The sequence below is a fragment of the Sphingobium anseongense genome, assembly GCF_037725245.1.
GTDB lineage: Bacteria > Pseudomonadota > Alphaproteobacteria > Sphingomonadales > Sphingomonadaceae > Sphingobium.
Map to the genome: position 1 here is coordinate 114090 of NZ_JBBJUL010000003.1, position 25691 is coordinate 139780.

Annotated in this window: 30 protein-coding genes; 14 read left to right on the forward strand and 16 right to left on the reverse strand. The window is 67.2% G+C overall.

Annotation, left to right across the window (positions count from 1 at the left end):
* The first annotated feature begins 25 nt into the window (after window positions 1–25).
* Together WG908_RS05100 and WG908_RS05105 are read left to right on the forward strand one after the other, a co-directional pair.
* A complete protein-coding gene (locus WG908_RS05100) occupies window positions 26–1021 on the forward strand; it encodes a FecCD family ABC transporter permease (RefSeq protein WP_340185496.1) in 996 nt (331 codons plus the stop codon).
* The gene (locus WG908_RS05105; RefSeq protein ID WP_340185497.1) at window positions 1015–1788 is read left to right on the forward strand and encodes an ABC transporter ATP-binding protein; all 774 of its coding nucleotides are present in this window, start codon (window positions 1015–1017) and stop codon (window positions 1786–1788) included. The genes WG908_RS05100 and WG908_RS05105 overlap by 7 nt, the downstream gene beginning before the upstream one ends.
* Here WG908_RS05105 and WG908_RS05110 read toward each other — a convergent pair.
* The 3 genes from WG908_RS05110 to WG908_RS05120 are packed head-to-tail and all read right to left on the reverse strand — an operon-like array spanning window position 1785 to window position 5102.
* The gene (locus WG908_RS05110) at window positions 1785–3236 is read right to left on the reverse strand and encodes a cobyric acid synthase (RefSeq protein WP_340185498.1); all 1452 of its coding nucleotides are present in this window, start codon (window positions 3234–3236) and stop codon (window positions 1785–1787) included. The genes WG908_RS05105 and WG908_RS05110 overlap by 4 nt on opposite strands.
* A complete protein-coding gene (gene cbiB / locus WG908_RS05115; RefSeq protein WP_340185499.1) occupies window positions 3224–4147 on the reverse strand; it encodes an adenosylcobinamide-phosphate synthase CbiB in 924 nt (307 codons plus the stop codon). The genes WG908_RS05110 and cbiB overlap by 13 nt, the downstream gene beginning before the upstream one ends.
* Complete coding sequence (locus WG908_RS05120) at window positions 4140–5102, reverse strand: aminotransferase class I/II-fold pyridoxal phosphate-dependent enzyme (protein WP_340185500.1); 963 nt, start codon at window positions 5100–5102, stop codon at window positions 4140–4142. The genes cbiB and WG908_RS05120 overlap by 8 nt, the downstream gene beginning before the upstream one ends.
* 46 nt (window positions 5103–5148) lie before the next feature.
* On the opposite strand from WG908_RS05120, the gene cobU reads away from it, so the two are divergent.
* On the forward strand, window positions 5149–5670 hold the full coding sequence (cobU, locus tag WG908_RS05125) for a bifunctional adenosylcobinamide kinase/adenosylcobinamide-phosphate guanylyltransferase (protein ID WP_340185501.1): 522 nt from the start codon (window positions 5149–5151) through the stop codon (window positions 5668–5670).
* 3 nt (window positions 5671–5673) lie between these two features.
* On the opposite strand, the gene WG908_RS05130 is transcribed toward cobU, so the two are convergent.
* On the reverse strand, window positions 5674–6879 hold the full coding sequence (locus tag WG908_RS05130) for a penicillin-binding protein activator (protein ID WP_445326665.1): 1206 nt from the start codon (window positions 6877–6879) through the stop codon (window positions 5674–5676).
* Between the two features lie 11 nt (window positions 6880–6890).
* On the opposite strand from WG908_RS05130, the gene rsmI reads away from it, so the two are divergent.
* Genes rsmI through WG908_RS05150 form a run of 4 tightly spaced genes read left to right on the forward strand, consistent with a single transcriptional unit; the run spans window position 6891 to window position 9710 of the window.
* On the forward strand, window positions 6891–7736 hold the full coding sequence (rsmI, locus tag WG908_RS05135) for a 16S rRNA (cytidine(1402)-2'-O)-methyltransferase (RefSeq protein WP_340185502.1): 846 nt from the start codon (window positions 6891–6893) through the stop codon (window positions 7734–7736).
* Complete coding sequence (locus WG908_RS05140; protein WP_340185503.1) at window positions 7733–8086, forward strand: YraN family protein; 354 nt, start codon at window positions 7733–7735, stop codon at window positions 8084–8086. The genes rsmI and WG908_RS05140 overlap by 4 nt, the downstream gene beginning before the upstream one ends.
* Window positions 8087–8119: 33 nt before the next feature.
* On the forward strand, window positions 8120–9094 hold the full coding sequence (gene gshB, locus WG908_RS05145) for a glutathione synthase (RefSeq protein ID WP_340185504.1): 975 nt from the start codon (window positions 8120–8122) through the stop codon (window positions 9092–9094).
* Between the two features lie 4 nt (window positions 9095–9098).
* Window positions 9099–9710, forward strand: coding sequence for a DedA family protein (locus WG908_RS05150; RefSeq protein ID WP_340185505.1), 612 nt, complete (start codon window positions 9099–9101; stop codon window positions 9708–9710).
* Window positions 9711–9735: 25 nt separating this feature from the next.
* On the opposite strand, the gene WG908_RS05155 is transcribed toward WG908_RS05150, so the two are convergent.
* The gene (locus WG908_RS05155) at window positions 9736–10626 is read right to left on the reverse strand and encodes a tyrosine recombinase XerC (protein WP_340185506.1); all 891 of its coding nucleotides are present in this window, start codon (window positions 10624–10626) and stop codon (window positions 9736–9738) included.
* A gap of 192 nt (window positions 10627–10818) precedes the next feature.
* Between WG908_RS05155 and WG908_RS05160 the strand changes: the two genes are divergently transcribed.
* Genes WG908_RS05160 through nadA form a run of 3 tightly spaced genes read left to right on the forward strand, consistent with a single transcriptional unit; the run spans window position 10819 to window position 13437 of the window.
* The gene (locus WG908_RS05160) at window positions 10819–11697 is read left to right on the forward strand and encodes an MBL fold metallo-hydrolase (protein WP_340185507.1); all 879 of its coding nucleotides are present in this window, start codon (window positions 10819–10821) and stop codon (window positions 11695–11697) included.
* Window positions 11682–12401: a DUF4230 domain-containing protein gene (locus WG908_RS05165; RefSeq protein WP_340185508.1), complete on the forward strand. Its 720-nt coding sequence runs from the start codon at window positions 11682–11684 to the stop codon at window positions 12399–12401. The genes WG908_RS05160 and WG908_RS05165 overlap by 16 nt, the downstream gene beginning before the upstream one ends.
* Before the next feature lie 49 nt (window positions 12402–12450).
* A complete protein-coding gene (nadA, locus tag WG908_RS05170) occupies window positions 12451–13437 on the forward strand; it encodes a quinolinate synthase NadA (RefSeq protein ID WP_340185509.1) in 987 nt (328 codons plus the stop codon).
* A gap of 6 nt (window positions 13438–13443) precedes the next feature.
* Here the strand turns inward: nadA and WG908_RS05175 are convergent, their stop codons facing one another.
* Window positions 13444–13872, reverse strand: coding sequence for a type II toxin-antitoxin system VapC family toxin (locus tag WG908_RS05175; RefSeq protein ID WP_340185510.1), 429 nt, complete (start codon window positions 13870–13872; stop codon window positions 13444–13446).
* On the reverse strand, window positions 13869–14120 hold the full coding sequence (locus WG908_RS05180) for a type II toxin-antitoxin system Phd/YefM family antitoxin (RefSeq protein ID WP_340185511.1): 252 nt from the start codon (window positions 14118–14120) through the stop codon (window positions 13869–13871). The genes WG908_RS05175 and WG908_RS05180 overlap by 4 nt, the downstream gene beginning before the upstream one ends.
* Before the next feature lie 86 nt (window positions 14121–14206).
* On the opposite strand from WG908_RS05180, the gene nadC reads away from it, so the two are divergent.
* The gene (gene nadC, locus WG908_RS05185; RefSeq protein ID WP_340185512.1) at window positions 14207–15055 is read left to right on the forward strand and encodes a carboxylating nicotinate-nucleotide diphosphorylase; all 849 of its coding nucleotides are present in this window, start codon (window positions 14207–14209) and stop codon (window positions 15053–15055) included.
* Here the strand turns inward: nadC and WG908_RS05190 are convergent.
* The 5 genes from WG908_RS05190 to rplJ all read right to left on the reverse strand — a co-directional run bounded on the left by WG908_RS05190 (window position 15052) and on the right by rplJ (window position 18481).
* A complete protein-coding gene (locus WG908_RS05190; protein ID WP_340185513.1) occupies window positions 15052–15474 on the reverse strand; it encodes a DUF4112 domain-containing protein in 423 nt (140 codons plus the stop codon). The genes nadC and WG908_RS05190 overlap by 4 nt on opposite strands.
* Before the next feature lie 21 nt (window positions 15475–15495).
* The gene (locus WG908_RS05195; protein WP_445326666.1) at window positions 15496–16962 is read right to left on the reverse strand and encodes an ABC transporter substrate-binding protein; all 1467 of its coding nucleotides are present in this window, start codon (window positions 16960–16962) and stop codon (window positions 15496–15498) included.
* A gap of 45 nt (window positions 16963–17007) precedes the next feature.
* Complete coding sequence (locus WG908_RS05200) at window positions 17008–17376, reverse strand: YciI family protein (protein ID WP_340185514.1); 369 nt, start codon at window positions 17374–17376, stop codon at window positions 17008–17010.
* Window positions 17377–17530: 154 nt separating this feature from the next.
* Window positions 17531–17902, reverse strand: a complete 372-nt coding sequence (gene rplL, locus WG908_RS05205; RefSeq protein ID WP_006956160.1) for a 50S ribosomal protein L7/L12 — start codon at window positions 17900–17902, stop codon at window positions 17531–17533.
* A 63-nt stretch (window positions 17903–17965) separates the two neighbouring features.
* Window positions 17966–18481 (reverse strand): 50S ribosomal protein L10, encoded by a 516-nt coding sequence (gene rplJ / locus WG908_RS05210; protein ID WP_340185515.1) that lies wholly within the window; start codon window positions 18479–18481, stop codon window positions 17966–17968.
* A 364-nt stretch (window positions 18482–18845) separates the two neighbouring features.
* On the opposite strand from rplJ, the gene WG908_RS05215 reads away from it, so the two are divergent.
* The gene (locus WG908_RS05215; RefSeq protein ID WP_340185516.1) at window positions 18846–19364 is read left to right on the forward strand and encodes a hypothetical protein; all 519 of its coding nucleotides are present in this window, start codon (window positions 18846–18848) and stop codon (window positions 19362–19364) included.
* Here the strand turns inward: WG908_RS05215 and WG908_RS05220 are convergent.
* Together WG908_RS05220 and hemB are read right to left on the reverse strand one after the other, a co-directional pair.
* A complete protein-coding gene (locus WG908_RS05220) occupies window positions 19355–19936 on the reverse strand; it encodes a gamma carbonic anhydrase family protein (protein ID WP_340185517.1) in 582 nt (193 codons plus the stop codon). The two genes, WG908_RS05215 and WG908_RS05220, sit on opposite strands and share 10 nt — an antisense overlap.
* Window positions 19933–20934 (reverse strand): porphobilinogen synthase, encoded by a 1002-nt coding sequence (gene hemB, locus WG908_RS05225; RefSeq protein ID WP_340185518.1) that lies wholly within the window; start codon window positions 20932–20934, stop codon window positions 19933–19935. The genes WG908_RS05220 and hemB overlap by 4 nt, the downstream gene beginning before the upstream one ends.
* A gap of 345 nt (window positions 20935–21279) precedes the next feature.
* Here hemB and WG908_RS05230 point away from each other — a divergent pair, with 345 nt between their 5' ends.
* The gene (locus WG908_RS05230; protein ID WP_340185519.1) at window positions 21280–22152 is read left to right on the forward strand and encodes an OmpA family protein; all 873 of its coding nucleotides are present in this window, start codon (window positions 21280–21282) and stop codon (window positions 22150–22152) included.
* A 91-nt stretch (window positions 22153–22243) separates the two neighbouring features.
* Here the strand turns inward: WG908_RS05230 and WG908_RS05235 are convergent, their stop codons facing one another.
* The gene (locus tag WG908_RS05235) at window positions 22244–23830 is read right to left on the reverse strand and encodes a M28 family metallopeptidase (RefSeq protein ID WP_340185520.1); all 1587 of its coding nucleotides are present in this window, start codon (window positions 23828–23830) and stop codon (window positions 22244–22246) included.
* 139 nt (window positions 23831–23969) lie between these two features.
* Here WG908_RS05235 and WG908_RS05240 point away from each other — a divergent pair, with 139 nt between their 5' ends.
* Window positions 23970–24701, forward strand: a complete 732-nt coding sequence (locus WG908_RS05240) for a GIN domain-containing protein (protein ID WP_340185521.1) — start codon at window positions 23970–23972, stop codon at window positions 24699–24701.
* Between the two features lie 3 nt (window positions 24702–24704).
* Here the strand turns inward: WG908_RS05240 and WG908_RS05245 are convergent, their stop codons facing one another.
* On the reverse strand, window positions 24705–25490 hold the full coding sequence (locus tag WG908_RS05245; protein ID WP_340185522.1) for a transglutaminase-like domain-containing protein: 786 nt from the start codon (window positions 25488–25490) through the stop codon (window positions 24705–24707).
* Window positions 25491–25691: the final 201 nt, after the last annotated feature.

Here is a 25691-nt window from a genome sequence, read left to right on the forward strand (position 1 = left end):
GCAGCCGCGATGGCACGCGCAAGCCATGACCGCGCGCCGCCATCCGCTGCTCATCCCCCTGCTCATCGCGCTGATCCTGTTCGCCGCCATCGGTTCGCTGGCGCTGGGCGCGGTGCCGCTGTCGCCCGCGCGAATCGTCGCCGCGCTGGTCGGCCATGGTGACGAGGTCGCGACTGCGATCCTGGTCGACCTGCGCCTGCCGCGGCTGCTGCTGGGCCTGCTCGTCGGCGCGATGCTGGGCCTCGCAGGAGCCGCGTTGCAAGGCTATCTGCGCAATCCGCTTGCCGAACCATCGGTACTGGGTGCGTCCAATGCGGCCGCACTCGGGGCTGTCGGCGCGCTCTATTTCGGCCTTGCCGCCTGGCATCCGGCGGCCCTGCCGGCGCTGGCGATCCTGGCCGGGCTGATCGCGCTGGCGCTGCTGTTCCTGCTTGCGGGTCCATCGGAAAGCCCGTTGACGCTGATCCTCGCGGGCATCGCCGTATCGACCATCGCGGGCGCGGGGATCAGCCTGGCGCTCAACCTCTCGCCCAATCCGTTCGCGGCGATGGAGATCATGAGCTGGCTTTTGGGATCGGTCGAAAATCGCAGCTATCCTCATGTCTTGCTGGCGCTGCCCTGCGTGGCGATCGGCGCGGCGATCCTGCTCGCCGACGGGCGCACGCTCGATGCGCTGACGTTGGGGGAGGAAGGGGCGCAGGCACTGGGCGTCAACCTGTCGGCGGCGCGGATCCGCCTGCTGCTGGGCGTCGCCATCGGCGTGGGCGGCGCGGTTGCCGTGTCGGGCTCGATCGGTTTTGTCGGGTTGATCGTGCCGCATCTGGTCCGCCCGTTGACCGACCGTTCGCCATCGGCGATCCTGCTCCCGTCGATGCTTGGCGGCGCGGCGCTGCTGACGCTGGCGGATATCGGCGTCCGGCTGATCCCGACCAATAACGAGCTAAAGCTTGGCGTGCTGACCGCCTTTCTGGGTGTGCCTGTCTTCCTCGTCCATCTGATGCGGGAGCGGCGGCTATGGTAAGCCTGCGCGCGAAGAATCTTTCGGTTCGCCTGGGCCGTCACGCGGCGCTGTCCGATGTCGATGTCGCGCTCGAACCCGGCAGCCTGATCGGCATCATCGGTCCCAATGGCGCGGGCAAGTCGACGCTGATCCGGGCGATGCTCGGCCTGTTGCCGGCGCAGGCGGGGTGCGTAACGATTGACGGGCAGGACGCCGGGCGCATGGACCGGCGCGCTATCGCCCGCAGTATCGCGTATCTGCCACAGGGCCAGACGCTGCACTGGCCGCTCGCGGTCGAACGTCTGGTGGCGTTGGGCCGGCTGCCGCATCTGGGACCGATGTCGCGGCTGACGGCGACCGATGCGGCTATTGTCGATGAAGCGATGGCGCGGGCCGACGTCGCGCATCTCAAGGGCCGGGTCGCCACCGAATTGTCGGGCGGCGAGCGCGCCCGCGTCCTCCTTGCCCGTGCGCTCGCGGTGGGCGCACCCGCGCTGGTCGCCGACGAGCCGCTCGCGGCGCTTGATCCGGGGCATCAGATCGACGTGATGGACATGCTCGCGCGGGAAGCGCGGGGCGGGGCGCTGGTCGTCACCGTGCTGCACGACCTGACAATGGCCGCGCGCTATTGCGACCGGTTGTTGCTGCTCGATGGCGGCCGCCTGGTTGCCGACGGCGCGCCGATGGACGTGCTGACGGCCGAAGCGCTGGCCGCGGTCTATGGCATATATGCGCTGGTCGAAGCGCGTGACGGTGTGCCGATGATCGTGCCGTCGCGGCGGATTTAAGCGCCCGCCGTCGCCGACAGCGCCAGCATCGCATCTATGTCCAGATGCTGTTCCAGCGCGGCGGCGATGTCGTCCAGGGCGCGGTCGATGGACGCGGCATAGTCCGCGCCGCCGGCCTGTGCGCCCAGCCGTGCCAGCAGCGCCCGGCGCATATCCGCGCTGGCGAGCAGGCCGTGGACATAGCTGCCCATCAGGCGGCCGTCAGTCGAGACAGCGCCGTCCACGCGACCGTCTTCCAAAGTGACGAAGGGGTGATTCGCGGTGCTCGTCACGCCCATATGCATTTCATAGCCCGAGAGGTTTGCGTCCAGCGCGCGGCCCCGCACCGCGCGCAGCGCCTTGACCGGTTCAAGCACGGTATCGACATCCAGCAGCCCCAGGCCCGCGATGCCGTCTGCGTTACCCTCGATCCCGTGGGGATCGGATATGGTTCGCCCCAGCATCTGATAGCCGCCGCAGATCCCCAGAACCAGGCCGCCGCGCCGGTGATGGGCAAGGATGTCGATGTCCCACCCCTGTGCGCGCATGAAGCCCATGTCGGCAATCGTCGCCTTTGACCCCGGCAATATGATCAGGGCCGCGCTTGCCGGGATCGGCTGGCCGGGTGGCACCATCACAAGGTCGACGGCCGGTTCGAGCTTCAGCGGATCGAGATCGTCGAAATTGGCGATGCGCGGCAGGATCGGGCTGGCGATCACGATCCTGTCGCCTGGCTGTTCCGTGGGCCGCTCCAGCACCACCGCGTCCTCGCTCGGCAGGCGGGCGGTCGCCGCGAGCCATGGCACCACGCCGAAACCGCGCCAGCCCGACAGCGCCTCTATCTGTGCATAGCCGTCCTCGAACAGCGCCGGATCGCCGCGAAACTTGTTGATGATGAAACCGTGGATCATCGCGGCATCGCCGGGGTCGATCACCGTGCGGGTGCCGACCACCGCCGCGATCACGCCGCCCCTGTCGATATCGCCGATCAGCAGCACCGGCACATGCGCCGCGCGGGCAAAGCCCATATTGGCGATGTCGCCGGCACGCAGGTTGATTTCCGCCGGCGATCCGGCGCCTTCGACAACGACGATGTCGCACCGTGCCCGCAGCCGGGCATAGCTTTCGAGCACTTCCTTGAGCAGCGGGCGACGCGCCTCGCGGAAATTGCGGCCCATCGTCCCGCGCACCTTGCCGTGAACGATCAATTGGGAGGAACTGTCGGCCTGGGGCTTGAGCAGCACGGGGTTCATGTCGCTGTGCGGAGCGACGCGGCAGGCGATCGCCTGTAAAGCCTGGGCGCGACCGATTTCGCCGCCATCCTGCGTCACGGCGGCGTTGTTCGACATATTCTGTGGCTTGAACGGCAGGACGGACAGGCCCCGGTTGGCCAATGCCCGGCACAGCCCCGCGACCAGAACCGACTTGCCGACGTCGGACCCCGTGCCCTGAAACATCAAAGCGCCCATGCGATTCCCCCGGCAATGGCCCATAGCAGGAGACAGGCGCGGCGATAGATTGACAGCGCGCGCCGGATATCGGCGGCGGTCGCGCCGGCGCGGCCGTCGCCTATCCAGCCCTTGTCATGCCACAGTCCGTCATAGGCGACCGGCCCGGCCAGGCGCAGGCCAAGCGCGCCCGCCATCGCGCTTTCGGTCCAGCCGGCATTGGGCGACGCATGCCGTCGGGCGTCGCGCAGCATGATTTCGAAGCCGCCCATGCCGGCAATGCAGATCAGCAGCCCGCCGATACGCGCCGGGATCAGGTTCAACAGGTCGTCGGTCCGCGCTGCCGCCCATCCGAACGCGCGCCAGCGTTCCTCGCGATGACCGATCAGGCTGTCGGCGGTGTTGATCCCCTTGTAGACCCACAGGCCGGGCAGCCCCGCGACGAGCAGCCAGAAGAGCGGTGCGGCGATGCCGTCGCAAAAACTCTCGCTCAGGCTTTCGATCGCCGCCCGCGCGACCCCGGCTTCATCGAGCGACGACACGTCGCGCCCGACGATCAGCGCCACCGCCTGCCGCGCGGCTGGCAGGTCGCCGGTTTCCAGCGCCCGTGCGACCGGCAGCACATGGTCATGCAGGCTGCGCTGGGCGAGGCCCGGCCAGGCAAACAGCGCGAGCAGGGGCCAGAAGCCCCCGGCGGCGACCGTCAATATCCAGCCCGCGCCGCTGGCCAGGGCGATCAGCGCCAGGACGGTCCCAACGCCCAGCAGGCGTCGCGCGCCCGCCGAGCGGCAATGGTCGTTCCAGCGGCGTTCGCACCCGTCGATGATGCGCGCGAAGCTGCCGACCGGATGGCCCACGCGACGGTAGAGCCAGACCGGCCAACCGACCGCCGCGTCGATCATCAGCGCGGCGAGCGCAACCGGTTCAGCCATGTGCCAGCGCCGCATCCAGTCGTTCGCGCGCGGCGTCATCGGCAGGCAGGCCGAGGCGCAGCCAGTCCGGCGCGTAGGCGAAGGGTCGGGTCAGGATGCCGCGCATCGCCAGCCGTTCGAACAGGGCGCCGGCGCCGGGGGTTTCGATCAGGCGAAACAACGGGCAGGCGCCCCGCGCGCGCAATCCGTGCCGCGCGAGCAGCGCGTCCAGCGCCGCCGCTTCGCCAGCCAGCCTGTCGCGCATCGCCGCGATCCACATCGTGTCGGCATAGGCGGCCGCGCCGATCGCCTGCGCTGCGGTCGACACAGGCCAGCTTCCAAGCCGCGCCCGCATGTCCGCAACGATGTCCCGCGGGGCGATCAGGAAGCCCAATCGCAGCCCCGCCAGCCCGAAAAACTTGCCGAACGAACGAAGGACGATCAGCCGCCGGCCGTCGCCGACATGGCCGGCCAAACTTTCGCCGGAAATGGCATCGGCAAAGGCTTCATCGACGATCAGCCAACCGTCCGAGCTATCCAGATCCTCAACCAGCGTGCCGGCGCGCCGCAGCCGACCGTCGGGATTGTTGGGATTGGCCAGGATCAGGCTGCGTCCGGGCCTGGCGCCAAGATCGGGAAAGGCGGCGGCATGGGTCGGATAGGCAGGCGCGACATGGCCGCCCGGCAACATCGCACCCAGCAGTCGCAACCCGACCTCCGACCCCGGCAGCGCGCAGACATGGGCCGGGTCCGCGCCGAAATAATGCGCCGCCGTTGCTTCCAGCGCGCGCAAGTCCCCTTCATCGGGCAGGGCGCGCCAATCGATCGCGATGTCATTCGCACCCGACCAGGCGTGGGGGTTGATCCCGGTGGACAGGTCGATCCATGGTCGAGCCGCGTCGGGGAACTGCAAGCGCGCCGCGCCAAGCCGTCCGCCATGTCCCGCAAAATGCTGCAACTCGATCGTCCTCGCCATGAATCCGATTGTCTGTCGCGCGCTGCACTGCGAAGAACAAGTCCATATGACGCTATCTGTCGAAAATAGTCTGCTGGTTCTGGGGGGCGCGCGATCTGGCAAGAGCCGCCATGCGCAGGCGCGCGCCGAGGCAAGCGCGAGCGAGCGATTGTTCGTCGCCACAGCGCAGCCGTTCGATGATGAAATGGCCGAGCGCATCGCCCGGCATCAGGCCGACCGCGATGCAAGCTGGCGCACGATTGAAGCGCCCGTCGACCTGGCCGGGGCGATCGCCGCCGATTGCCAACCCGGCCGGGTGATGCTCGTCGACTGCCTGACCTTATGGGCTTCCAACCTGATCTTCGCCGAGCGGGACGTGGATGTGGAAACCGATCGTCTGGCGCGGGCCGTCGCGGCGGCGCGTGGCCCGCTGATCCTGGTTTCCAATGAAGTGGGCCTGGGCATCGTTCCAGACAATGCGCTCGCCCGACGTTTTCGCGACGTGGCGGGGCGCATCAACCAGGCGGTCGCGGCAGCCTGCGCGCAGGTTGAGTTTGTTGCCGCCGGCCTGCCGCTGCGCCTCAAATAGCGTTCATTCACCAAAGCTGCGCGGTGCGGGGTCGACGACGACGACGCTGCCCGCGCCGATTTCCGACACTTCCAGCATCCGTTCCGCGACGCCGCTCCGGTTGAACCGGAACGCGCCGTCAATCCCCGTGTAGCCGCCCGCATCGCGCAGTCGCGCGGTCGGGAAGGCGGACCCAGGCTTCCAGTCGCGCGCGATCCGCACGGTCAGCAGCACTGCGTCATAGCCCAGCGAGGAGAGGCGGAACGGGTCCTTGCCATAACGGGCGCGATATTTGGTCGCGAGCTGGCGATAGAAGGCGTCCGACACGCTGGCGAACCATGCCCCGCGCAATGCGGGATTGGCGGCCAGCGCATTTTCGGTGTTCCACAATTCCGTCCCCAGCAGCCGCGCGCTTGCGCCGCCATTCTTGCGCACGATCGGGGCGAGTTGCACCGCGACCCGCCCGGCATCGGCGATCAACAGCGCGTCGTAGCTGGACGATTCGTGCAATTTCCTTACCGCCGCCGTCATCGACCCCATCGTCCGGTCGAACGTCTGCATCGATACGACCGTGCCGCCCGCCTGTTCGACGGCCCGCAGCAGCGCCGTGCCCGATCGTTCGCCATAGGTGCCGCGCGGCACCAGCGCGCCGAAGCGCGACAGCCCCTTTGCGCGCGCAAAGTCGACCACGCGCTCGATCGATTGGTTGGGGCTGTAGCCCAGCAGGAAAACGCCGCTGCCAGCGACGCTCATATCGTTGGAAAAGCTGATGACCGGCACGTTCGCGCGGGCCGCGATCGGACCGATCACGCGAGCATCTTCGGAAAGGAGCGGTCCCAGGATCAGGCGGTTGCCATCGGCCAGCGCCTTGTTGACCGCCGCCGCCGCGCCCAGATTGGTATCGTAGGTGGTGATGCGAAGCTTGTCCGCCTTGGTATCCATCAGCGCCAGCGTTGTTGCATTGGCAATCGATTGGCCGACCCCGGCATTGGTCCCGGTCATCGGCACCAGCAAAGCGACGCGATGGCGCGCGGTGTCAGTGGGCAGGCCGGATGTCAGGTCGGAGCCGCTCGGTTGGGTGGGGCCGGCCGGCGTCGGCGTGGTCGGTCCCTTGGGCACTATCGACTGGCAGGCGGCGACCAACAGTGCGGTCGCGGCGAAGGCGATGCGTGCACGGCGCTTGAAGAAGGCGAACATGTTCGCTTGCCGGGGGGCATCCGTCTCTGTCATCTGGCATCCTTATGGAAACAGCATCCGCCTCTGGGCTTGATCCCGGCCTATATATCGTCGCCGGTCCGATCGGCAACCTCGCTGACCTCAGCCCACGGGCGGCCGACATATTGCGCCGCGCCGACGTGGTCGCCGTTGAAGATACGCGCGTCAGCGCCCGTTTGCTGCGTCATGCCGGGTCCGACCGGCCGATGGTCCCCTATCATGACCATAGTTCGGATGCCCTGCGCGCGCGGTTGATCGAGCGAATGGCGGGTGAATCGGTGGCGTTGCTGTCGGATGCGGGAACGCCGCTGATTTCCGATCCCGGCTACAAGCTGGTACGCGACGCGCGGGTGGCGGGGCGGCAGGTGACGACGTTGCCAGGACCAAGCGCCGCGATCGCCGCGCTGACCCTGTCGGGGCTGCCGACCGACCGTTTCCTGTTCATGGGTTTCCTGCCCGCCAAGGCCAAGGCGCGGGGCGACACACTGGCCGAAATCGCGGGGTTGCGCGCGAGCCTGATCTTTTACGAAAGCGGGCCGCGCCTGTCCGACAGCCTGGCCGCCATGGCGCAGGGGCTGGGCGACCGCGATGCCGCGGTGTGTCGCGAAATCAGCAAGACGTTCGAGGAAACGGTGACGGGCACGTTGTCGGCGCTGTCCGATCGTTATGCCGATGCGCCACCCAAGGGCGAAATCGTGGTCATCGTCGGTCCGCCCGGACAAGCGCCTGTGGCAAGCGCAGAGGATGCCGACGCGGCGCTGCGCGAGGCGCTGACGCGGCTGTCGGTGTCGAAGGCGGCAGGCGAGGTGGCCAAGAAGTTGGGGCTGGATCGGCGCACGCTCTACGACCGCGCCACGGAACTCAAGGAGTGAGCCGGCAAGCGGCGGAGAAGCGCGGACGGCAGGCCGAGCGGATCGCCGGCTGGTGGCTGCGGCTCAAGGGCTGGCATATCCTTGCCCGGCGCGCGCGGACGCCGTTGGGCGAAATCGATCTGGTGGCGCGACGCGGCGCCATGATCGCCTTTGTCGAGGTCAAGGCGCGGGCGACCACCGCAGAGCTTGACCTGGCGATCGACGAAAGGCGGCTGGCGCGGGTCGCGGCGGCGGCCGAAATATTGTGGCACGACCTTGCCCGGCCGGGGGACGATATGCGAATCGACGTGATCCTCCTTGCGCCCGGTCGCGCGCCTCGCCATTTGACCAACGTCTGGCACGGGGGCTGAGGGCCCCTCCCCATTAGAAAGAGCCTTGCACCCATGACGCAACTCAATCCCCTGACCGTCGCCGTGCAGATGGACCCGATGGAGAGTATCAACATCGGTGGCGATTCGACCTTTCACATCATGCTGGCGGCGCAGAAGCGGGGGCATCGCCTCTATCATTATCTGGCGCCCGACCTGACCTTTCGCGACGGGCGGGTGCTGGCGAAGGCGCGGCCGGTCAGGGTGCAGAAGGTGGCGGGCGATCATTACGCGCTGGGAGAGGCCGAGATGCTGGACCTTGGCCGCGATGTCGATGTCGTGCTGATGCGGCAGGATCCGCCGTTCGACCTCAGCTACATCACCGCCACCCACCTGCTGGAGCGGGTGCAGGACGAGACGCTGGTCGTCAATGATCCGGGGTCGGTGCGCAACGCGCCCGAAAAGCTGTTTGTACTGGATTATGCCCGGTTCATGCCGCCGACCATGATCACGCGGGACATTGCCGAGGTGCGGTCGTTCCTGGCCCAGCATGGCGAGATCGTGATCAAGCCGCTGTACGGCAATGCGGGCAACGCCGTCTTTCATGTCGGGCGGGAGGGCGCGAATCTGTCCGCGCTGGTGGAACTGTTCAAGGCTTCGTGGGTCGAACCGTTCATGGTCCAGGCTTTCATTCCCGGCGTTGCCCAGGGCGACAAGCGCATCGTGCTGGTCGACGGCGAGGTCGCGGGCGCGATCAACCGCATTCCCGGTGCGGGCGAAATTCGATCGAACCTCGCGGTCGGCGGATCGGCGGCGAAGACCGAACTGACCGATAAGGAGCGCGAGATTTGCGCCGCGATGGGACCGGCGCTTCGGGCGCGCGGATTGCTGTTCGTCGGCATCGACGTAATCGGCGGCGAGTGGCTGACCGAGATCAACGTGACGTCGCCCACCGGCATCGTTTCGATCGAAGCCTTCGACGGCACCGACACCGGCGGCATGATCTGGGATGCGATCGACGTCCGCCTTGCGGCGCGGGCCGTGGGTTGAGCGCGTGACCGATTGGGTCGTCCACCTGATCGACGCCGGCGGCTATTGGGGCATTTTCGTCCTGATGGTGCTGGAAAACATCTTTCCGCCGATCCCGTCCGAACTGATCATGGGCATTGGCGGCATTCGTGTCGGTCAGGGACGGATGGACATGTCGTTGCTGCTGATGGCCGGGACGTTCGGGACGACATTGGGCAATTATGTCTGGTATCTCGCCGGGCGGATGCTGGGGTTCGAGCGGTTGAAGCCTCTGGTCGATCGCCATGGCCGATGGGCGACGATGGACTGGAAGGATGTCGAAGCGATCGACCGGCTGTTTGGCAAATATGGTCAGGCGGCCGTCTTCATCTTTCGCTTCATGCCGGTCTTTCGCACGATGATCTCGTTGCCCGCCGGTCTGTTTCGCATGGGTCATGTCCGGTTCCTGATCTGGACGGCGGCAGGCGCGCTGATATGGAACCTGGTGCTTGGCTATGCGGGATTTTTGCTGGGCTATCATTTCCAGCAGATCGACAAATATATCGGCCCGGTCTCGACCGCCTGCATCGTTATCGCGGTGATCGCCTATGTCTGGCGGCTGGCGACCTGGAAACCGGCGGCCGGCCGCGAGGTTTGAGCGGGTCATTCGCTACGCCCTGGCGCTACGCCCTGGGATGAGCGTTGCGATAGACGTCGAGCAGGTGCGCGGCGTCGACCTGGGTATAGACCTGGGTCGAGGACAGGCTGGCGTGGCCGAGCAGTTCCTGCAAGCTGCGGAGATCGGCGCCGCGCCCCAGCAGATGAGTCGCGAAACTGTGGCGGAGCGCGTGTGGCGTGGTGCGGTCGGACAGGCCGAGGCGACCGCGTGCGCCCTGCACCGCGCGGCGGATGAGCGCGGGGGAGAGCGGGCCGCCACGGGCACCGCGAAATAAGGGCTGGTCGCGCTCGATGGGATAGGGACAGAGCGCCACATAGGCGTCGATCGCGTCGCGCAGCTGCGGCAGCAGGGGGACGATGCGCGTCTTGCCGCGCTTGCCGGTGACGCGCAGCGTTTGCCCGAGCGGCAGCACCGCGCCGGTAAGGCCCAGCGCTTCGCCGATGCGAAGGCCAGCGCCATAGAGCAGCAGCAGCACCGCCCAGTCGCGCGCGCCGACCCATGGCGTGCGCGCGCCTTCGGCAATGTCCTGCGCCAGCGTCACCGCTTCGTCGGGCGAGATGGGGCGGGGCAGGCCGCGCTTGACCCTGGGACCTTTGAGATGGGGCACGCGGCCATTGTCGCCGCCGGTAAAGGCGAGGAAGCCACGGACGGCGGACAATTCGCGCGCCGCCGACAGATTGCCGATGCCATCGCCCCGCCGGTCGGCGAGGAAGGCGCGCAGGTCGGCCTGGTCGAGCCGCGCGAGCATCGCCGCCGTGACCGGTTCGCCCCGGTGCCGCTGGAGGAAGCCGACCAGCCGTTCGGCGGTTGCGACATAGGCGCGGACGGTGTGGACCGACCGTCGGCGGTCGAGCGCGAGATGGTTGGCCCAAGGGTCGATAAGGTCCGGTGCCATGGCTTTAACTTCGCACATTTCCCACCCGATGCGATATAAAAGAACCCGACGCCGACATAATCATGCGAGCGTGTCACAGCAGCGCTCGGGCGTGGCCCGCGCGATGCGGACAGGGTGTATCAGCACGAGCCGCCGTAGGACAGCGCCCGCTGCGGCCCTTGAAATGCAGCGCGAAATGGGCACATGGGAAGGATGGAACCTCCCTTCGATCCGGCCGAGATACCGACCGGCCTGTTGATGCCGCTGTCCCCGCTGGTGGGCCGGTTGCTGGCGCCCAATCCGTCGCCCTTCACCTACACCGGCACCCAGACCTATCTGGTCGGCGCGCAGGACGTTGCCGTGATCGATCCCGGTCCCGACGACCCCGCGCATCTGGACGCTATAGAGGCGGCGATCGGCGGGCGAACGGTGGTCGCGATCCTGTGCACCCATACCCATCGCGACCACAGCCCCGCCGCCAGGCCGCTGGCGGCGGCGACCGGCGCGCCGATCATCGGTTGCGCGCCGCTGACGCTGGACGATGACGGCCCGCGCGCCGACGCGGCGTTCGACGCCGGCTATCGCCCGGACCGGATCATGGCCGATGGCGACCGGGTGACCGGCACGCAATGGACGCTGGAGGCGGTGGCGACGCCGGGCCATACATCCAACCATCTGTGCTTCGCGCTGGTGGAGGAAGGGGCGCTGTTCACCGGCGATCATGTCATGGGCTGGTCGACCAGCGTCATTTCGCCGCCCGATGGCGACATGAGCGATTATATGCGGTCGATGCAGCGGCTGGCCGACCGGCCGGACGTCGTCTATTATCCGGCCCATGGCGAGCCGGTGCCCAATCCGCAGCGGCTGGTGCGCGGCATGATGGGGCATCGCAAGCAGCGCGAGGGCCAGATCGTGCGATTCCTGACGCGCAATGGCGCGAGCGCGATTCCCGACATGGTGGCGGAGATGTACAAGGGCATCGACCATCGCCTGCATGGCGCCGCCGGACGATCGGTGCTGGCGCACCTCATCGACCTGGACGGGCGCGGCGTCGCTGCCGCGCTCGGGGATGGCAGATGGCAGATGCGTTGAAACGCCATGCCGGCGCCGCCGCGCTCGCGCTGTTGCTGCTGATCGGGGCGGCGGCGATGCTGGTCGGCTGGCAGCGTTATCATCGCGACTATGTCGTGACCGTGGCGGACGATGGATCGGCGGTCACGACCGTGGTGGCCGAAAAGATCGCGGGCATGAGCAGCCTTAAAGTGTCGCAACTGTCAGGCACGATCCAGGCGACGGCGCGCGACGTGCGCGGCTTTGGCCTGCTCACGTCCGACCAGCTGGTGAAAATGCCCTTTTCGGTCGATTATTTCATCGACGTCGGCAGGATCGGGCCGGGCGACCTGGAATGGGACGCCGACAGCCGCACCCTGATCGTCAACGCCCCCGACGTGAAGCCCGCCCGCCCCAATGTCGATGAAAGCCGGCGCACGCTGGTGCGGACCGGCGGCGTTTTCGTCACGCGCCAGGCGGGCGAGGAATTGAGCCGCCGCGCGTCGGTTCATGCCCAGGCCCGCGCCGAAACGTCGGCCCGGTCGCCCGAACGCATGGCGCAGGCGCGTGAATATGGTCGCGCCGCGCTGGGCAAGCTGATGGCAGCGCCGCTCGCGGCGGCGGGGCAGGGCGATGCGCGCGTCATCGTCACCTTCCCGCCCGAACGGGGCAATCGCAGCCGGGATCAGTGGGACGTGACCATGCCGATCAACGAGGTGCTGGCGAACGACCGGCAAGGCCGCTAGGGCGGGCCGCAAGCAATGAACGTCGCGGACGTCAAGGAGTCAGGGTAGAATGAACGCACTTACAGGCATCCCCAAGGGGCTGGACCTGCGCGCCGAGATCGACCGGCTGCGCAAGGAGCGCAACGCCGTGATCCTGGGCCATTATTATCAGAAGCCGGAGATTCAGGACCTGTCCGATTTCGTCGGCGACTCTCTGGAGCTGTCGCGCAAGGCGGCGGAGACGGACGCGGACGTCATCGCCTTTTGCGGCGTGCGCTTCATGGCCGAAACGGCCAAGATATTGTCGCCGCAAAAGATCGTCGTGCTGCCCGACATGGATGCGGGCTGTTCGCTGGAGGACAGTTGCCCGCCCGCCCAGTTCAAGGCGTTTCGCGAGGCGCATCCCGACCATATTGCCTTGAGCTACATCAACTGTTCGGCCGAGGTGAAGGCGCTGTCCGACATCATCGTCACATCCTCGTCCGCCGAGAAAATCCTGTCGCAGATCCCCAAGGACCAGAAGATCATCTTCGGTCCCGACAAGCATCTGGGCGGTTATCTCAAGCGCAAGCTGGGCCGCGACATGCTGCTGTGGCCGGGCGTGTGCATCGTGCATGAGGCGTTCAGCGAGACCGAGCTGCTCAAGCTCAAGGCGCAGCACCCGGACGCGCCGGTCGCCGCGCACCCCGAATGTCCGCCCTATATCGTCGATCATGCCGATTATGTCGGGTCGACCAGCGGCATATTGGACTTTGCCAAGACGATGCCGGGCGACACGCTGATCGTCGCGACCGAGCCGCATATCATCCACCAGATGGAAAAAGCGGTGCCGGAAAAGACCTTTATCGGCGCGCCGGGCGCGGACGGCAACTGCAACTGCAATATCTGCCCCTATATGGCGCTCAACACGATGGAGAAGCTGTATCTGGCGCTGCGCGACCTGACCCCGCGCATCGAAATGGACGAAACGCTGCGGCTGGGCGCGAAGAAGAGCCTAGACCGGATGCTGGACATGGCCAGCGCCACGGTGGGGCAGGGGGATCTGGGCGCGCGGTGAGGTGCGTCAGCTGCGATATGCGAGCCGATGATCGCTGAGCAGCGGCTTGTGCCAGAGCGTTTCGCAAGGGAAAGCGTCGAACGCCGGGTCGCGCGTCAGCAGGGTCAAGCCCTCCAGTTCGGCCTGCGCCGCCAGCATACGATCGAAAGGATCGCGATGCGGCGCCGGATAGGCGCCGGCGCGCAGGCCATGGCGCATCGTCAGGTTGAGTTGCTGGAAGTCGGCATCCGCAACCGCCGCTTCGTAGCGATCGAGATAGGGTAGCAGTTGGGGCAATTTGCCCAAGCGCGCCTTGGTCGCGATTTCCCAGGCATTGACGCTGCTGACGAAAATCTGGTCGGCACCGCTTTCGATCATCGAATCGATCGTGTCGGGCAGCAGGCGCCGATCCGTCCACCACCAGATCAGCACATGGGTATCGAGCAACAGTCTCAATCGCCATGCCCTTCCCACAGCCGCAGTTCGTCTTCGGGCAATGGATCGAAAATCTCGTCGCCGACGCTGAAGAGGCCAGCAAATTGGCCGCCCCTACGCTTGGGACGGTCCCGCGTGGCGTCGATCGGGACCAGTTTCGCATAGGGCTTTCCTGCCTTGGCGAGGATGATTTCCTCACCGGCGTGCGCGCGCTCCAAAAGCTTGGAAAAATGCGTTTTCGCTTCATGGACATTGATAGTGGACGTCATGCCTCATATATGGACTTAGTCCATGGACTAAGTCAAGTGTCAAAACAGGTTGCGACGCGCCACATGGCCCGTCTAGGGAGGGGACCATGACCTTTTCCCTTCCCGGTTTCGACCTTGCCGCTTTCATCGCGTCCACGCTGGCCGAGGATATGGGGCCAGACCGGCGCGACGTCACCAGCGAGGCGGTGATTCCCGCCGATGCCATGTTCGAAGGCGTGATGGATGCGCGCGATGCGGTCGCTCTGGCGGGCATGCCTGTCGCGGTGGCATTTTTCCGGGCGCTCGATCCTGACGTGGTGATCGAGCAACTGCGCGAGGATGGTGACCAGGTCGCGGCAGGGACCGATATCTTGCGGATTCGCGGCCGGGCGCGGGCGATGCTGACGGCGGAGCGGTCGGCGCTCAATACGGTGCAGCATCTGAGCGGGATCGCGACGATGACGCGCGCCTATGTCGACGCCATCGCCGGGACGGGCGCGACGCTGCTCGACACGCGCAAGACGATACCGGGACTGCGTGTCCTTGAGAAATATGCGACGCGGATGGGCGGGGCGACCAATCATCGCATGGGGCTGTGGGATGCGGCGATGATCAAGGACAATCATGTCGCGGTCGCCGGGTCGGTTGACGAAGCGGTGCGCCGCGCGGTCGCCGCCGGGGTCGAGCGGATCATCGTCGAGGTCGACCGGATCGACCAGATCGAACCGGCGCTGGCCGCCGGGGCGACGCATCTGCTGCTCGACAATATGGATGTGGCGACGCTGCGCGCGGCGGTGGTGAAGGTCGACGGGCGCGTGCCGACCGAAGCGTCGGGCGGGGTGACGCTGGAGACGATCAGGGCGAAAGCCGGGACCGGCGTAACCTATATCAGCGTCGGTCGCCTGACCCAGTCGGCGCCGGCGGCCGACATCGGGCTGGATTTCGCGGCTGCCTAACCGTCGATGATGACCGTTGCCGGATGGTGGCGATCAAGATGGCGGCGGATGAGGCGCAGGTTCTTCGTGTTCGATTTGTAGAGAAAATCGAAGATGTCGCCCGCGAACGGGATCGCCCCCACCAGCGTGTCGACGCCGACATTGGCGGCCATGCGCGTGAGTTGCCATTTCGACATGCCCAGGTTGCGCGCTTCCCACACCATCCATGCGCCCATCGCGGCGGTGGCGAGGTCGCCCACGACCGGCACGAGGCCGACCAGGCTGTCGAGGCCGACGCGGCGGTTGGTGCCGGGGATGACGAACAGCCCTTCGAGCAGCGCTTCCATCGTTTCGACCCGTTTGCGGACCGACGCGGGATCGCGGCCGAAACCGGGCAGGTCGCGGGCGATGCGATCGAACTGATCCTGGGACATGGCCATGGCGCGTTGCTCCTTCCCGCTTCAGTTGGGGTCGCGCAGCAGGTGGTTCAATGGGTGGCGCGCGCGCGGCGAAGGCGTAAAGCCGGCAAGTCGACGCGACACCAGCGACCAGCGCACCGGCGCGCCCAGCGCGATATAGCCATTATGCGCGACCATCAGCGCTTCGGCCTCGGCAAGCAGCGCCAGCCTATCCGCCATGGTCGACGCGAGGCTGGCCTCCTGCATCTTTTCTTCCGCCAGCGGACTGCAATTGATCCGGCGCATGCAGCCGATGCGGCCCAGATACCAGATTGCGCTGTCATAGGGGGCGACTTCGTCGATCAGGCGCAGGTCGGCATTTTCGGCCGGCGCAACCCGCTGCGCCGTCAGGCCGATCTGCGCCAGGTCGGTGGCGAGCAGGCCGAACAGCAGCGTCGATCCTGGGCCGGAAGGCAGGGCGATACGCAGCGGCGGCGGCGCGCCATGGCCGTCGCGCCAGCGGACGATCGCGGCGCGGGCCTGGGTGCGGCGTTCTTCGATCGACAGCCCGGCCCAGGCGGGGGCGGTGGGCGGGCGGGGCAGGTCGAACTGCTGGGGCAGGAACTGGTCGCCGACCGCCCAGCGGCCAAGGCCGAGCAGCGCGGGCAACCGCTCCCGGTCGATGGCCATGCTGATGGCGGCGCGCACCGCGCCATCCTCGACCAGCGGGCCGGTGCGGGCAAAGCTGAGGCCCAGCAGGCCGTGGACCGGATCGGTGCGGATCGCGCGCGAATCGATCCGTGCCGCCTGCACCAGCGGCAGGTCCGAAAAGCGGCCGCCCAGCACCAGCGACACCTGTTCGGCGCGGAAGCGGACGACCGCGAGCGCCGCGCGATCGGCGCGCAATATCCGGCGATCGGCGGGCGGGACGATGCGGTCATCGCCGGTATCGGTGGCATCCCCGACCGGGGTCAGCATCAGCGCGCGCGCCCAGCGTTCCTGCCGATAGGGACCGGTGCCGCCGTCACGCGACAGGATCGCCAGCTGCGGCTGGGCGAGCAGTTGCAACAGCATCGGCCGCGCGGCGGACAGGCGGATCTCGATAACCTCGCCGGTCATCGGCACCACTTCCTGAACCGCGTCGAACGGGCCGTCCGGATCGAGCGCGCGGATCGATTCGATCCGCACCTCCAGCATGCGCGCGACTTCCTTCGCGGTCACGCGCGCGCCATTGGGCCAGGTCGCGCGGCGCAGGCGGAAGATGTAGCTGCGCCCGTCCTCCTCGACGATCCAGCGCTGGGCGAGCGCGGGCAGGATGTCGCCCGCCGCGTCGAACGCGACCAGTCCCTGCGCGGTCGATTCGAGGATCAGCTTTGACGCGGGGCTGGGCAGGCCCTTGAGCGGTTCGGCAAGCTGCGCGCGGGTGCCGATGACGCTGACCACCACCGGGCCGCTCTCCCGCTCCGAACAGGCGGCGAGCGCGGTAGCGAACATGAGGATGAGCAGGTGGGCGAAGGGACGCGGGGACATGGCGCAAGGGTAGAGGATCGCGGCGGTTCGGGAAAGCGCGGCGGATCAGTCCCGCCCGGCCAAATCATATAGCGGGCGAATTTCGATCTCGCTGGGTCCGGGCATGGGATTGGGGCAGCGTTTCGCCCAGGCGACGGCTTCGTCCATGTCCCTGACATTCCACAGCCAGAAGCCCGCGACCAGTTCTTCTGGCCGGGCGAACGGGCCGTCGATGACGGTGCGGTCGGGGCCGTCGAAGGCGATGCGCTTGCCCTGCGACGAGGGGGTCAGGCCGTCGGCCATGATCAGGATGCCCGCGTCGCGCAGCGCATCGTTGAAGCGGCCCATCGCATCCATCATCGCGGCGGATTGCGGCGTGGGGACAAAGCCCTGTTCACTGTCCTGCGTCGCTTTCACCAGCACCATCACGCGCATCGCCTGCCTCCCTTGGGATCGGAGGGCGCAATGTTGCCCGATTGCCGGCCGCCGGCAAGCGCGATCGGCGCGCGCGGGGCAAACAAAAGGGGGCGGCCCCTGCAGGCGCCGCCCCCCTTGTGCCGCCCGGCGGACCGGGCGAAGCCGCAGGAGCTTACTTGAGTTCGACGGTCGCGCCGGCTTCTTCAAGCTGCTTCTTGACCTTCTCGGCCTCTTCCTTGTTCACGCCTTCCTTGATCGCCTTGGGAGCGGACTCCACCAGCGTCTTGGCTTCGGTCAGACCCAGGCCGGTGATGGCGCGGACTTCCTTGATGACGTTGATCTTCTTGCCGCCGTCGCCGGTCAGGATGACGTCGAATTCGGTCTGCTCTTCAGCGGCGGGAGCAGCGGCGGCGGCCGGGCCGGCGACGGCGACGGCGGCAGCGGCGCTAACGCCCCACTTTTCTTCCAGCGCCTTCGACAGGTCGGCGGCTTCGAGGACGGTCAGGGCCGAAAGCTGTTCGACCAGTGCGTTGATGTCTGCCATGTGAAAATTCTCTCTTTCTGACGGGGCACGCGCCCCTTTGGACTATGATGGTGCGGGGAAACCTCAGGCGGCTTCCTTCTCCGCATAGGCGTTGAAGACCCGAGCGAGCTGCGAAGCCGGGGTCTGGATGACGGTGGCGAGCTTGGTTGCCGGCGCCTGTACGAGGCCGATAATCTTTGCACGCAGTTCATCCAGCGACGGCATCGATGCGAGCGCCTTGACGCCCTCCACATCGAGCAGCGTTGCGCCCATCGCGCCGCCAACGATCTCAAGCTTGTCGTTGGTCTTCGCGAATTCGACCGCTACCTTGGCGGCAGCGACCGGATCGGCCGAGGTGGCCAGCGCAACCGGACCGGTCAGCAGGTCGCTGATCGGTTCATATTGCGTGTCCTTCAGCGCGATCACGGCGAGCTTGTTCTTCGTAACCTTGAACGTCGCGCCGGCGTCGCGCATCTTTTGCCGCAGGACCGTCGACTGGGCGACGGTCATGCCAAGGTTGCGTGTGACCACGACAACCCCGATTTCGGCAAAAGTAGCGTTCAGCGTGGTGACGACCTCAGATTTCTGATTACGATCCATGCCATTCTCCACTTCATCCCCGCCGGACCATCCGACAGGGAAAACCCGCACAACGACGCGCAAGCGCCGACGCACGGGGCATTGGTCCGAAGGGGAGAGATCGACTGGCCCGCGTCCGAGTGTCCGAACAGGGCAGACCCGAAACGGCGGTCGGCCGTCCGGCAAAGAGCTTTTCCCCGTCTAGGCTGGGGATTAAGAAGGACATATTTCCTTCACCAGCGGTCTCGGACGGTGAACCCCGCAAGGGGTCCGGTGCCGCGCCGTTAGCCGATTGCGCCCGGCTTGTCACGTTGTTTTGTGGGGTGCCTGATCATGAACGGGTCGCCCATTGCGCGGCGGGGCGGCGCGTCCTAGATGCTCTGCGATGATCCGTTCGCGCCTTTTGCCCTCGCTTGCCCTGTTGCTGTCTGGATGCGTGGGCGCGCAGGGGGGCTATCCCTCGCTCGCCAAGCGGCCGATCGAGGGTGCGCCGATGGCGCAGCCCGCGCCGGTCGTCGCGCCGCCGGTCGCCGCCGACCCGGCACTGGCGCAGGAAGTCGCGCGCTATGCGGCGCAGGCGCAGGCGGGGCAGAGCGCGTTCGACGCGCGGCTGGACGCCGCCGACCGGGCGGCGCGCGCGGCTGCGGGCGCGGGCGTTTCGAGCGAGGCGTGGGTGGTGGCGCAGCAGGCGATCAGCGCGCTGGAGCAGGCGCGCAACGACAGCGTATCGGCGCTCGCGAGCCTGGATGTGCTGTATGTCGCGCGAGCCAATGCGGAGGCCGATGGCAAGGCGGTGGCGGGCGGCATGGATGCGATCGACACGGAGCGGGCGGCGGCGCTTGCGATGGTCGACGCGCAGAACGACCGGATCGACGCGCTCAAGGCCCGGCTGGCTCAGCCCTGAGGCCTGGTCCCGGCGGCCCCGACCGCGCGCTTGTGCGCCTTGCCGTTCTGGACATAATGATCGACGCCCTCGCGCATGTCGGCCAGCGCCGCGTCGGGCAGGTCGCGCATGTAGCGCGCGGGGCGGCCGGCCCATAGCTGGCGATGGGGCACGGTCTTGCCGGGCGAAAGCAGCGCGCCCGCCGCGAGCATGCCGTCGCTTTCGACGATGCAGCCGCTCAGGACGATCGCGCCCATGCCCACGAAGGCGCGGTCGCGCAGCACGCAGCCGTGGATCATCGCCATATGGCCGATCAGCACGTCTTCGCCGATGATCGTTGGCCAACCTTCGATCGGAGAGCCTTCGCCCGGCGAATCGCAATGGACGATCGAGCCGTCCTGGATGTTGGTGCGCGCGCCGATGCGGATATGATTGACGTCGGCGCGGATCACGCAATTATACCAGATGCTGACGTCCGGCCCGATTTCGACATCGCCGATGATGCGGCATCCGGGCGCGATGAAGGCGCTGGGGTGGATGACGGGCGCCTTGCCGTTGAAGGGCAGGATGGTGGTGTGCGGATGATCGGTCATGCTTTGCCTTCCAGCAGGCGCGCGGCGTGAAGCGCATGATAGGTCAGAACCCCGGTGCAGCCCGCGCGCTTGAACGCCATCAGCGTTTCGAGCACCAGCGCATCGCGATTTCCCGCGCCCGCGGCAGCGGCGGCCTCGATCATCGCATATTCGCCCGACACCTGATAGGCGAACACCGGAACGGCGAAGCGGTCCTTCACCCGGGCGATGATGTCGAGATAGGGCAGGCCGGGCTTGACCATCACGCTGTCGGCGCCTTCGGCCAGGTCGAGCGCGACCTCGCGCAGCGCTTCTTCGCCGTTGGCGGGGTCCATCTGATAGCTTTTCTTGTCGCCCTTGAGCAGGCCGCCGGAGCCGACCGCGTCGCGGAACGGGCCGTAAAAGGCGCTCGCATATTTGGCGGCATAGGCCATGATCTGCACATTGGCGTGGCCTTCCTCCTCCAGCGCATCGCGGATCGCGCCGACGCGGCCGTCCATCATGTCGCTGGGGGCGATGATGTCCGCGCCCGCCGCCGCCTGGTTCAATGACTGGCCGATCAGCACGTCGATGGTGGCGTCGTTGACGACATAGCCGGCAGGATCGAGCAGCCCGTCCTGGCCGTGCGCGGTATAGGGGTCGAGCGCGACGTCGGTGAGCACGCCGATGTCGGGCACCGCATCCTTGATCGCGCGGATCGCCCGGCACATCAGGTTGTCGGGATTGAGCGCTTCGGCGCCATCGTCGCTGCGCCGGTCGCCCTGGATATTGGGAAACAGCGCGATGCAGGGGATGCCGGCGTCGCGGGCTTCGCGCGCGCGGGCGACGATCAGGTCCACCGACCAGCGCGACACGCCGGGCAGCGATGCGATGGGCTGTTCTATCGCGGCGCCATCGGTCACGAACAGCGGCCAGATGAGATCGGCGGGGGACAGGCGATGTTCCGCATGCAGCGCCCGGCTCCACGCAGCGGCGCGGGGACGGCGCAGGCGAAGCGCGGGATAGGAAGCGTTGGTCATGGCGGCGGTTTAGGCGGGGCGGGGCGGGGGATCAAGTTTGGAAGGGCGAAGGCCCCAAGTCCGTCGCGGACCGGACATTGGCGGGTCGCGAGCATCGGTTCGTCGCAGGTCGAGGTCGAAGTAGCGGCGCAATCGCGGGCGCCATCATGCCGTTCATCTGTGAGAAAGGTTGATTTGAACAGGCATGGCATTCATGGTGGCCAGGCAAAACTCCGCATTGGCCGTCATGAGAAGCAAATGGAGGGGTTGTGACTGCCGCATACGCCATCGGTGGCCGGCGGTCCGACGATAAGCTGCGATCCGCAGGCTGACTTGTCGAATTTTGAAGGATTTGAAGTGAGAGCCATGTCTAAAACTCCAATGGCCGTGATGACGGCCGCCATGCTGGCAAGCGTTGCGTCAGGCAGCCTGTCCGCGCAGACGCAGGAAATGTCTGAGGGTCCTCTGGCCGTGACCGTGACCTATGCCAGCCCGCCGCCCAGGTCTGAAATGGCCCAAGGGCCGGAAGTGGAGGGCATCATCTCCGCGCGCAGCGGCGACAAGGTGCAGGTTACGGACGCGAACGGGGTCAAAACGGTGGTCATCGTCGACGATGACACCAAGATCAGCGCCAGCAAGGGCCTTCTGGGCCTCAGTCGCAGCAAGCTTCCGGCAACGTCGCTGCTGACCGGCCTGCCCGTCACCATCAAAACCCTGCAATGGTCCCAGGGGCTGCTGGCAAGCCAGATCAAGCTGCAGAACAAGGACCTCAAGACCGCTGCGATGATCCACAACGGCACGGACCAGCGCTTTGGCGAACAGACCGCCGCAACCGAAGCGTTGCGCGGCCGCATGGGCGATATCGGCCAGTATAATATCAAGGGCACGACCAACGTGAACTTCGATACGGGCAGGGCGGTATTGAGCGCGCAGGCAAAGAGCGACCTGTGCGCCGCGGCGACGGCCGCCGAAGGGATAGACAATGCTCTGCTGCTCGTCGTGGGGTATACCGATTCCACCGGAAGCCCGGAATTCAATCAGGTGCTGAGCGAAAAGCGGGCGGCCAGCGTGGTCAATTACCTCCAGCAGGCGTGCCGCTGGAAGCCCTATCGCATGCTGACTCCCACCGGCATGTCCGAAGCGGACGCGCTGGCGGACAATGACACGGTCGAAGGCAAGGCGCAGAACCGGCGTGTCGCGGTGAACATCCTGGTCAGCAAAGGCCTCGACGGTCTGTGAGGTGCGCGGGGTGGGCGGCGCCCACCCCGGATCATCGGGCTGGAGGCAGCCCTTCGCTCACGGCCCAATGGGCGGAAACCGGCATTGACGGCTATTGTGCAAACCGCTTGAAGAAGCTGTCGTCATTCCACGACGGTCGCGTTTTCGCGTTCGCGATCCGCATCGTCAGCGCCGCGACATAATTGTTCATGCGCACGGCCTGGTCGGTCATCACCGGCTGCTGCGCGTCGTCGAAGGGCGAATGGTAGATGTTGGCGCGCCAGGCCTTTTCCTTTTCCGCCTCCGCCGTGCCCGCCTTGAAACCATATTTGAAGAACAGCGCCGGAATGCCTTCGCGAATGAAGGCATATTGGTCCGATCGGATGAAGGTGTTGCGGTCGGGGAAGGGATCGGGCGCGATCGGCAGGCCCAGCGCCGCGCCGACGACTTCCGCATCCTTGCCGAGCGTGCTCTGGTCATAGCCGAGCGGGGTCACGCTGGTCAGCGGGAAGATCGGCAGCGCCATGTCGAAATTGAGGTCGGCGACGATGCTGTCCCGCGGCACGGTGGGTCGCCGCGCGAAATAGCGCGCGCCCAGCAGGCCCTTTTCCTCCGCCGTCACGATCGCGAACAGGATCGAGCGTCTGGGGCGGGCCTTCTGGCGGCGCAGCTGGCGCGCGATTTCGATCAAGGTCGCTACGCCCGAGGCATTGTCGAGCGCGCCGTTGTAGATGGCGTCGCCCCGGATCGGGGTGCCGACGCCCAGGCCGTCGACATGCGCGGACAGGACGACATATTCGTTTTTGAGGCGGCGGTCGGCGCCGGGCAGCACGGCGATGACGTTGGGCGAGGCAAGGTCCGCGCGGCGGGTGACGACGCTGGCCTTTAGCCGGACGGCGAGCGGGAAGGCGGCGACCGGGGCGGCGGCATCGGCGGCGGCGGCGATGGGCGCGAAATCCCGTCCCGATCCGGCGAACAGCAACGCGGATTTCGCCGGATCGAACTGCGCGCTCAAAAACGGCGTCGCGGTGTCGCGCATGGCCGGGTCGCTGAAATACATGCCGGGCTGCGAAGCGAGCGCCATGCGCCTGTCCCAGGGGATTTCGACCTGCCTGGGGGTGACCAGCTCAATGAGGCCGAGCGCCCCCCGGCTCGCGAGCCAGGTCGCGCGTTCCGAGCGGGCATGGGATTTGAGCGCGCCCGATATGGTGGCGGGGCCGCCCGACAGGACGACGACGACCTTGCCGGCAAGATCGAGGCCGGCGAAGTCGTCATGGCCCGCATCGGGCAGGTGCAGGCCGTATCCCGCGAACACCATCGGCGCGTCCAGCGCCTGCGGCGCTGCGCCGCCGCGCCCCGAAATGATGATGTCGCCGGGCACCGACAGGGGGCGCTCGCCCGATGGCCCGACCAGCGCGGCGCTGCTGCGGTCGGCGATCACCACCTGTTCGGTGAAGGCGATCGGCTGGCGATAGCCGTCGACTCCGGCGGGCTTGAGGCCGAGCGCCTGGAACTGTCCGATGACGTAGCGGACCGCCTTTTCATGGCCGGGCGACCCGGTCAGCCGCCCCTCCAGCGCGTCGCTGGCGAGATAGTCGACATGCGCCCACCATGCCGCGCCGCGATCTTCGGGCGGGGCGGCGGCGGTCGGCGCGGCGAGCAGGAGAAGGGGAGTAAGGGCAGCGAACGGGCGGCGCATGGCAAATGGTCCTTCGGTTTGAACGATCCTTGTCCGACCGCGGCAAGGCTTTGTCGAGGAATGACGAACGAACATGCGTCGGGCCGCCGTGCGACACCGGCTTTGCCTTTGCCGTGGCCTGCCGGTAATGATGGCCGCCATGATCGCAAGGGACGGGGCAATGCAGGGCGGCAAATCGGGAAGCGTGCTGGTTGCGGCGGCGCTGGCGGTCGCGGCGCCGGGGGCGGCGCGCGCGGATAGCCAGACCTTTGTCGTCACCAGTTTCGACACGTTGCGGGTCGAGGGGCCGGTGCGTGTCGAGGTCAAGACCGGCGCGGGCGTGGCGGCGCGGGGCGAGGGCGCGCGCGCGACGCTGGACCGGGTGCGGCTCGACCTGTCGGGGCGGATGCTGACGGTGAAGCTGATGCCGTTGCGGCCGGGCGAGAAGGCGGCGGGCGTGGCGACGCTGCGGCTGTCGACCGGCGAGCTGCGGCGGCTGGTGCTGGGCGGGGGCGGTTCGATCAGCGTCGACCGGATCAAGGGGATGTCCGCCGATATCGCGACGAACGGCAATGGCGACGTGCGGGCGGAGTCGATGGATGTCGACCGATTGACCGTTGCGCTGGCCGGCGGCGGTCGCGTGACGCTGGCCGGCAAGGCGGGCGTCGCCGATATCCGCGTGTCGGGGCCGGGGCAGGTGGCGGCCGATGGGCTGGTGGCGCGGCAGGCGCGGCTGTTCAACGACGGGCCGGGGACGATCGGCGTGACGGCGGCGGTTTCCGCGCAGGTCAGGGCGACCGGATCGGGCACCGTGACGGTGCTGGGCAAGGCCGCCTGCACCGCGACCAACAACGGCACCGGGCAGATACATTGCGGCGGCGCGAGCTATTGACGATCAGTCGGGCAGGCGCGCGACCTCGATCGACTGGGCGTTCATCATCGCCTGGCCAAAGGCGGTCATGAAGGCGATGTCGGTGGCGTCGCGGCCGACCGCGATGCGTATCATGGCTTCGAGCGGGGCGAGCCGGGTGGCGTCGACCAGATGCCAGGCGCCGTCGAGCCAGACTTCGACGACGGCGTGGAAATCGGGCGGCTCCAGCCCCCAGGCATAGACCGAGACGAGGCGGGCGGGGATATCGCGCGAGCGGATGAGGGCGGCGGTCAGATGCGCATAGTCGCGGCACACGCCCTGTTGCGAAACGAAGGTGTCGGCAGCGGTGGTGGCGCCGTCGGAACTGCCCGAAACATAGGCGAGATTGTCGTGGACCCAGTCGGCGAGCGCCTGCACCAGCGCGCCGCCCTCCAGCCCTTCGAAATGACCGCACACGAAGCTGACGAAGCGGTCCGCCTCGCAATAGCGGCTGGGCCAGATGAAAGGCAGCACATCTTCGGGCAGGCTGGCGAGCGGCGACTTGCGCAGCCGTTGCAGCACCTCTGGCCGGCGATCGACGGCGACGGTCGCCTTGTAGGTCGCGACCATGCGGCCGGGATTGGCGCGGGTCCAAGTGCGCAGGCCGATGCCGCTGCCGCCGCCAAGATTGGACAGCGGCCCCGAACCGGTGATGATGAGCGATTCGTCCGTGACCTGCTGATCGGCCATCTGCGCAGCGTTGAGCGCCAGCAGCACGTCGGTCGGCTCGGTAAAATCATAGTCGAGCACCGCGTTGATGCTGAGGCGCATGAAATATCCTTCCAGGGGTCTTTAAACGATCAGGCTACACCATATGACAGCGGAAAAGGACGCGGATGTTGCGGACAGCAAGCAAATCGCGCCGCCGATCGGCGATCATGTCCGGCGCACGGTAAAAGGCCCGCCGGGCCGATGCCTGCGACGGGCCTTTTCCAATGTGATGCGGAAAAAACGGAACGAATGACCACCGCC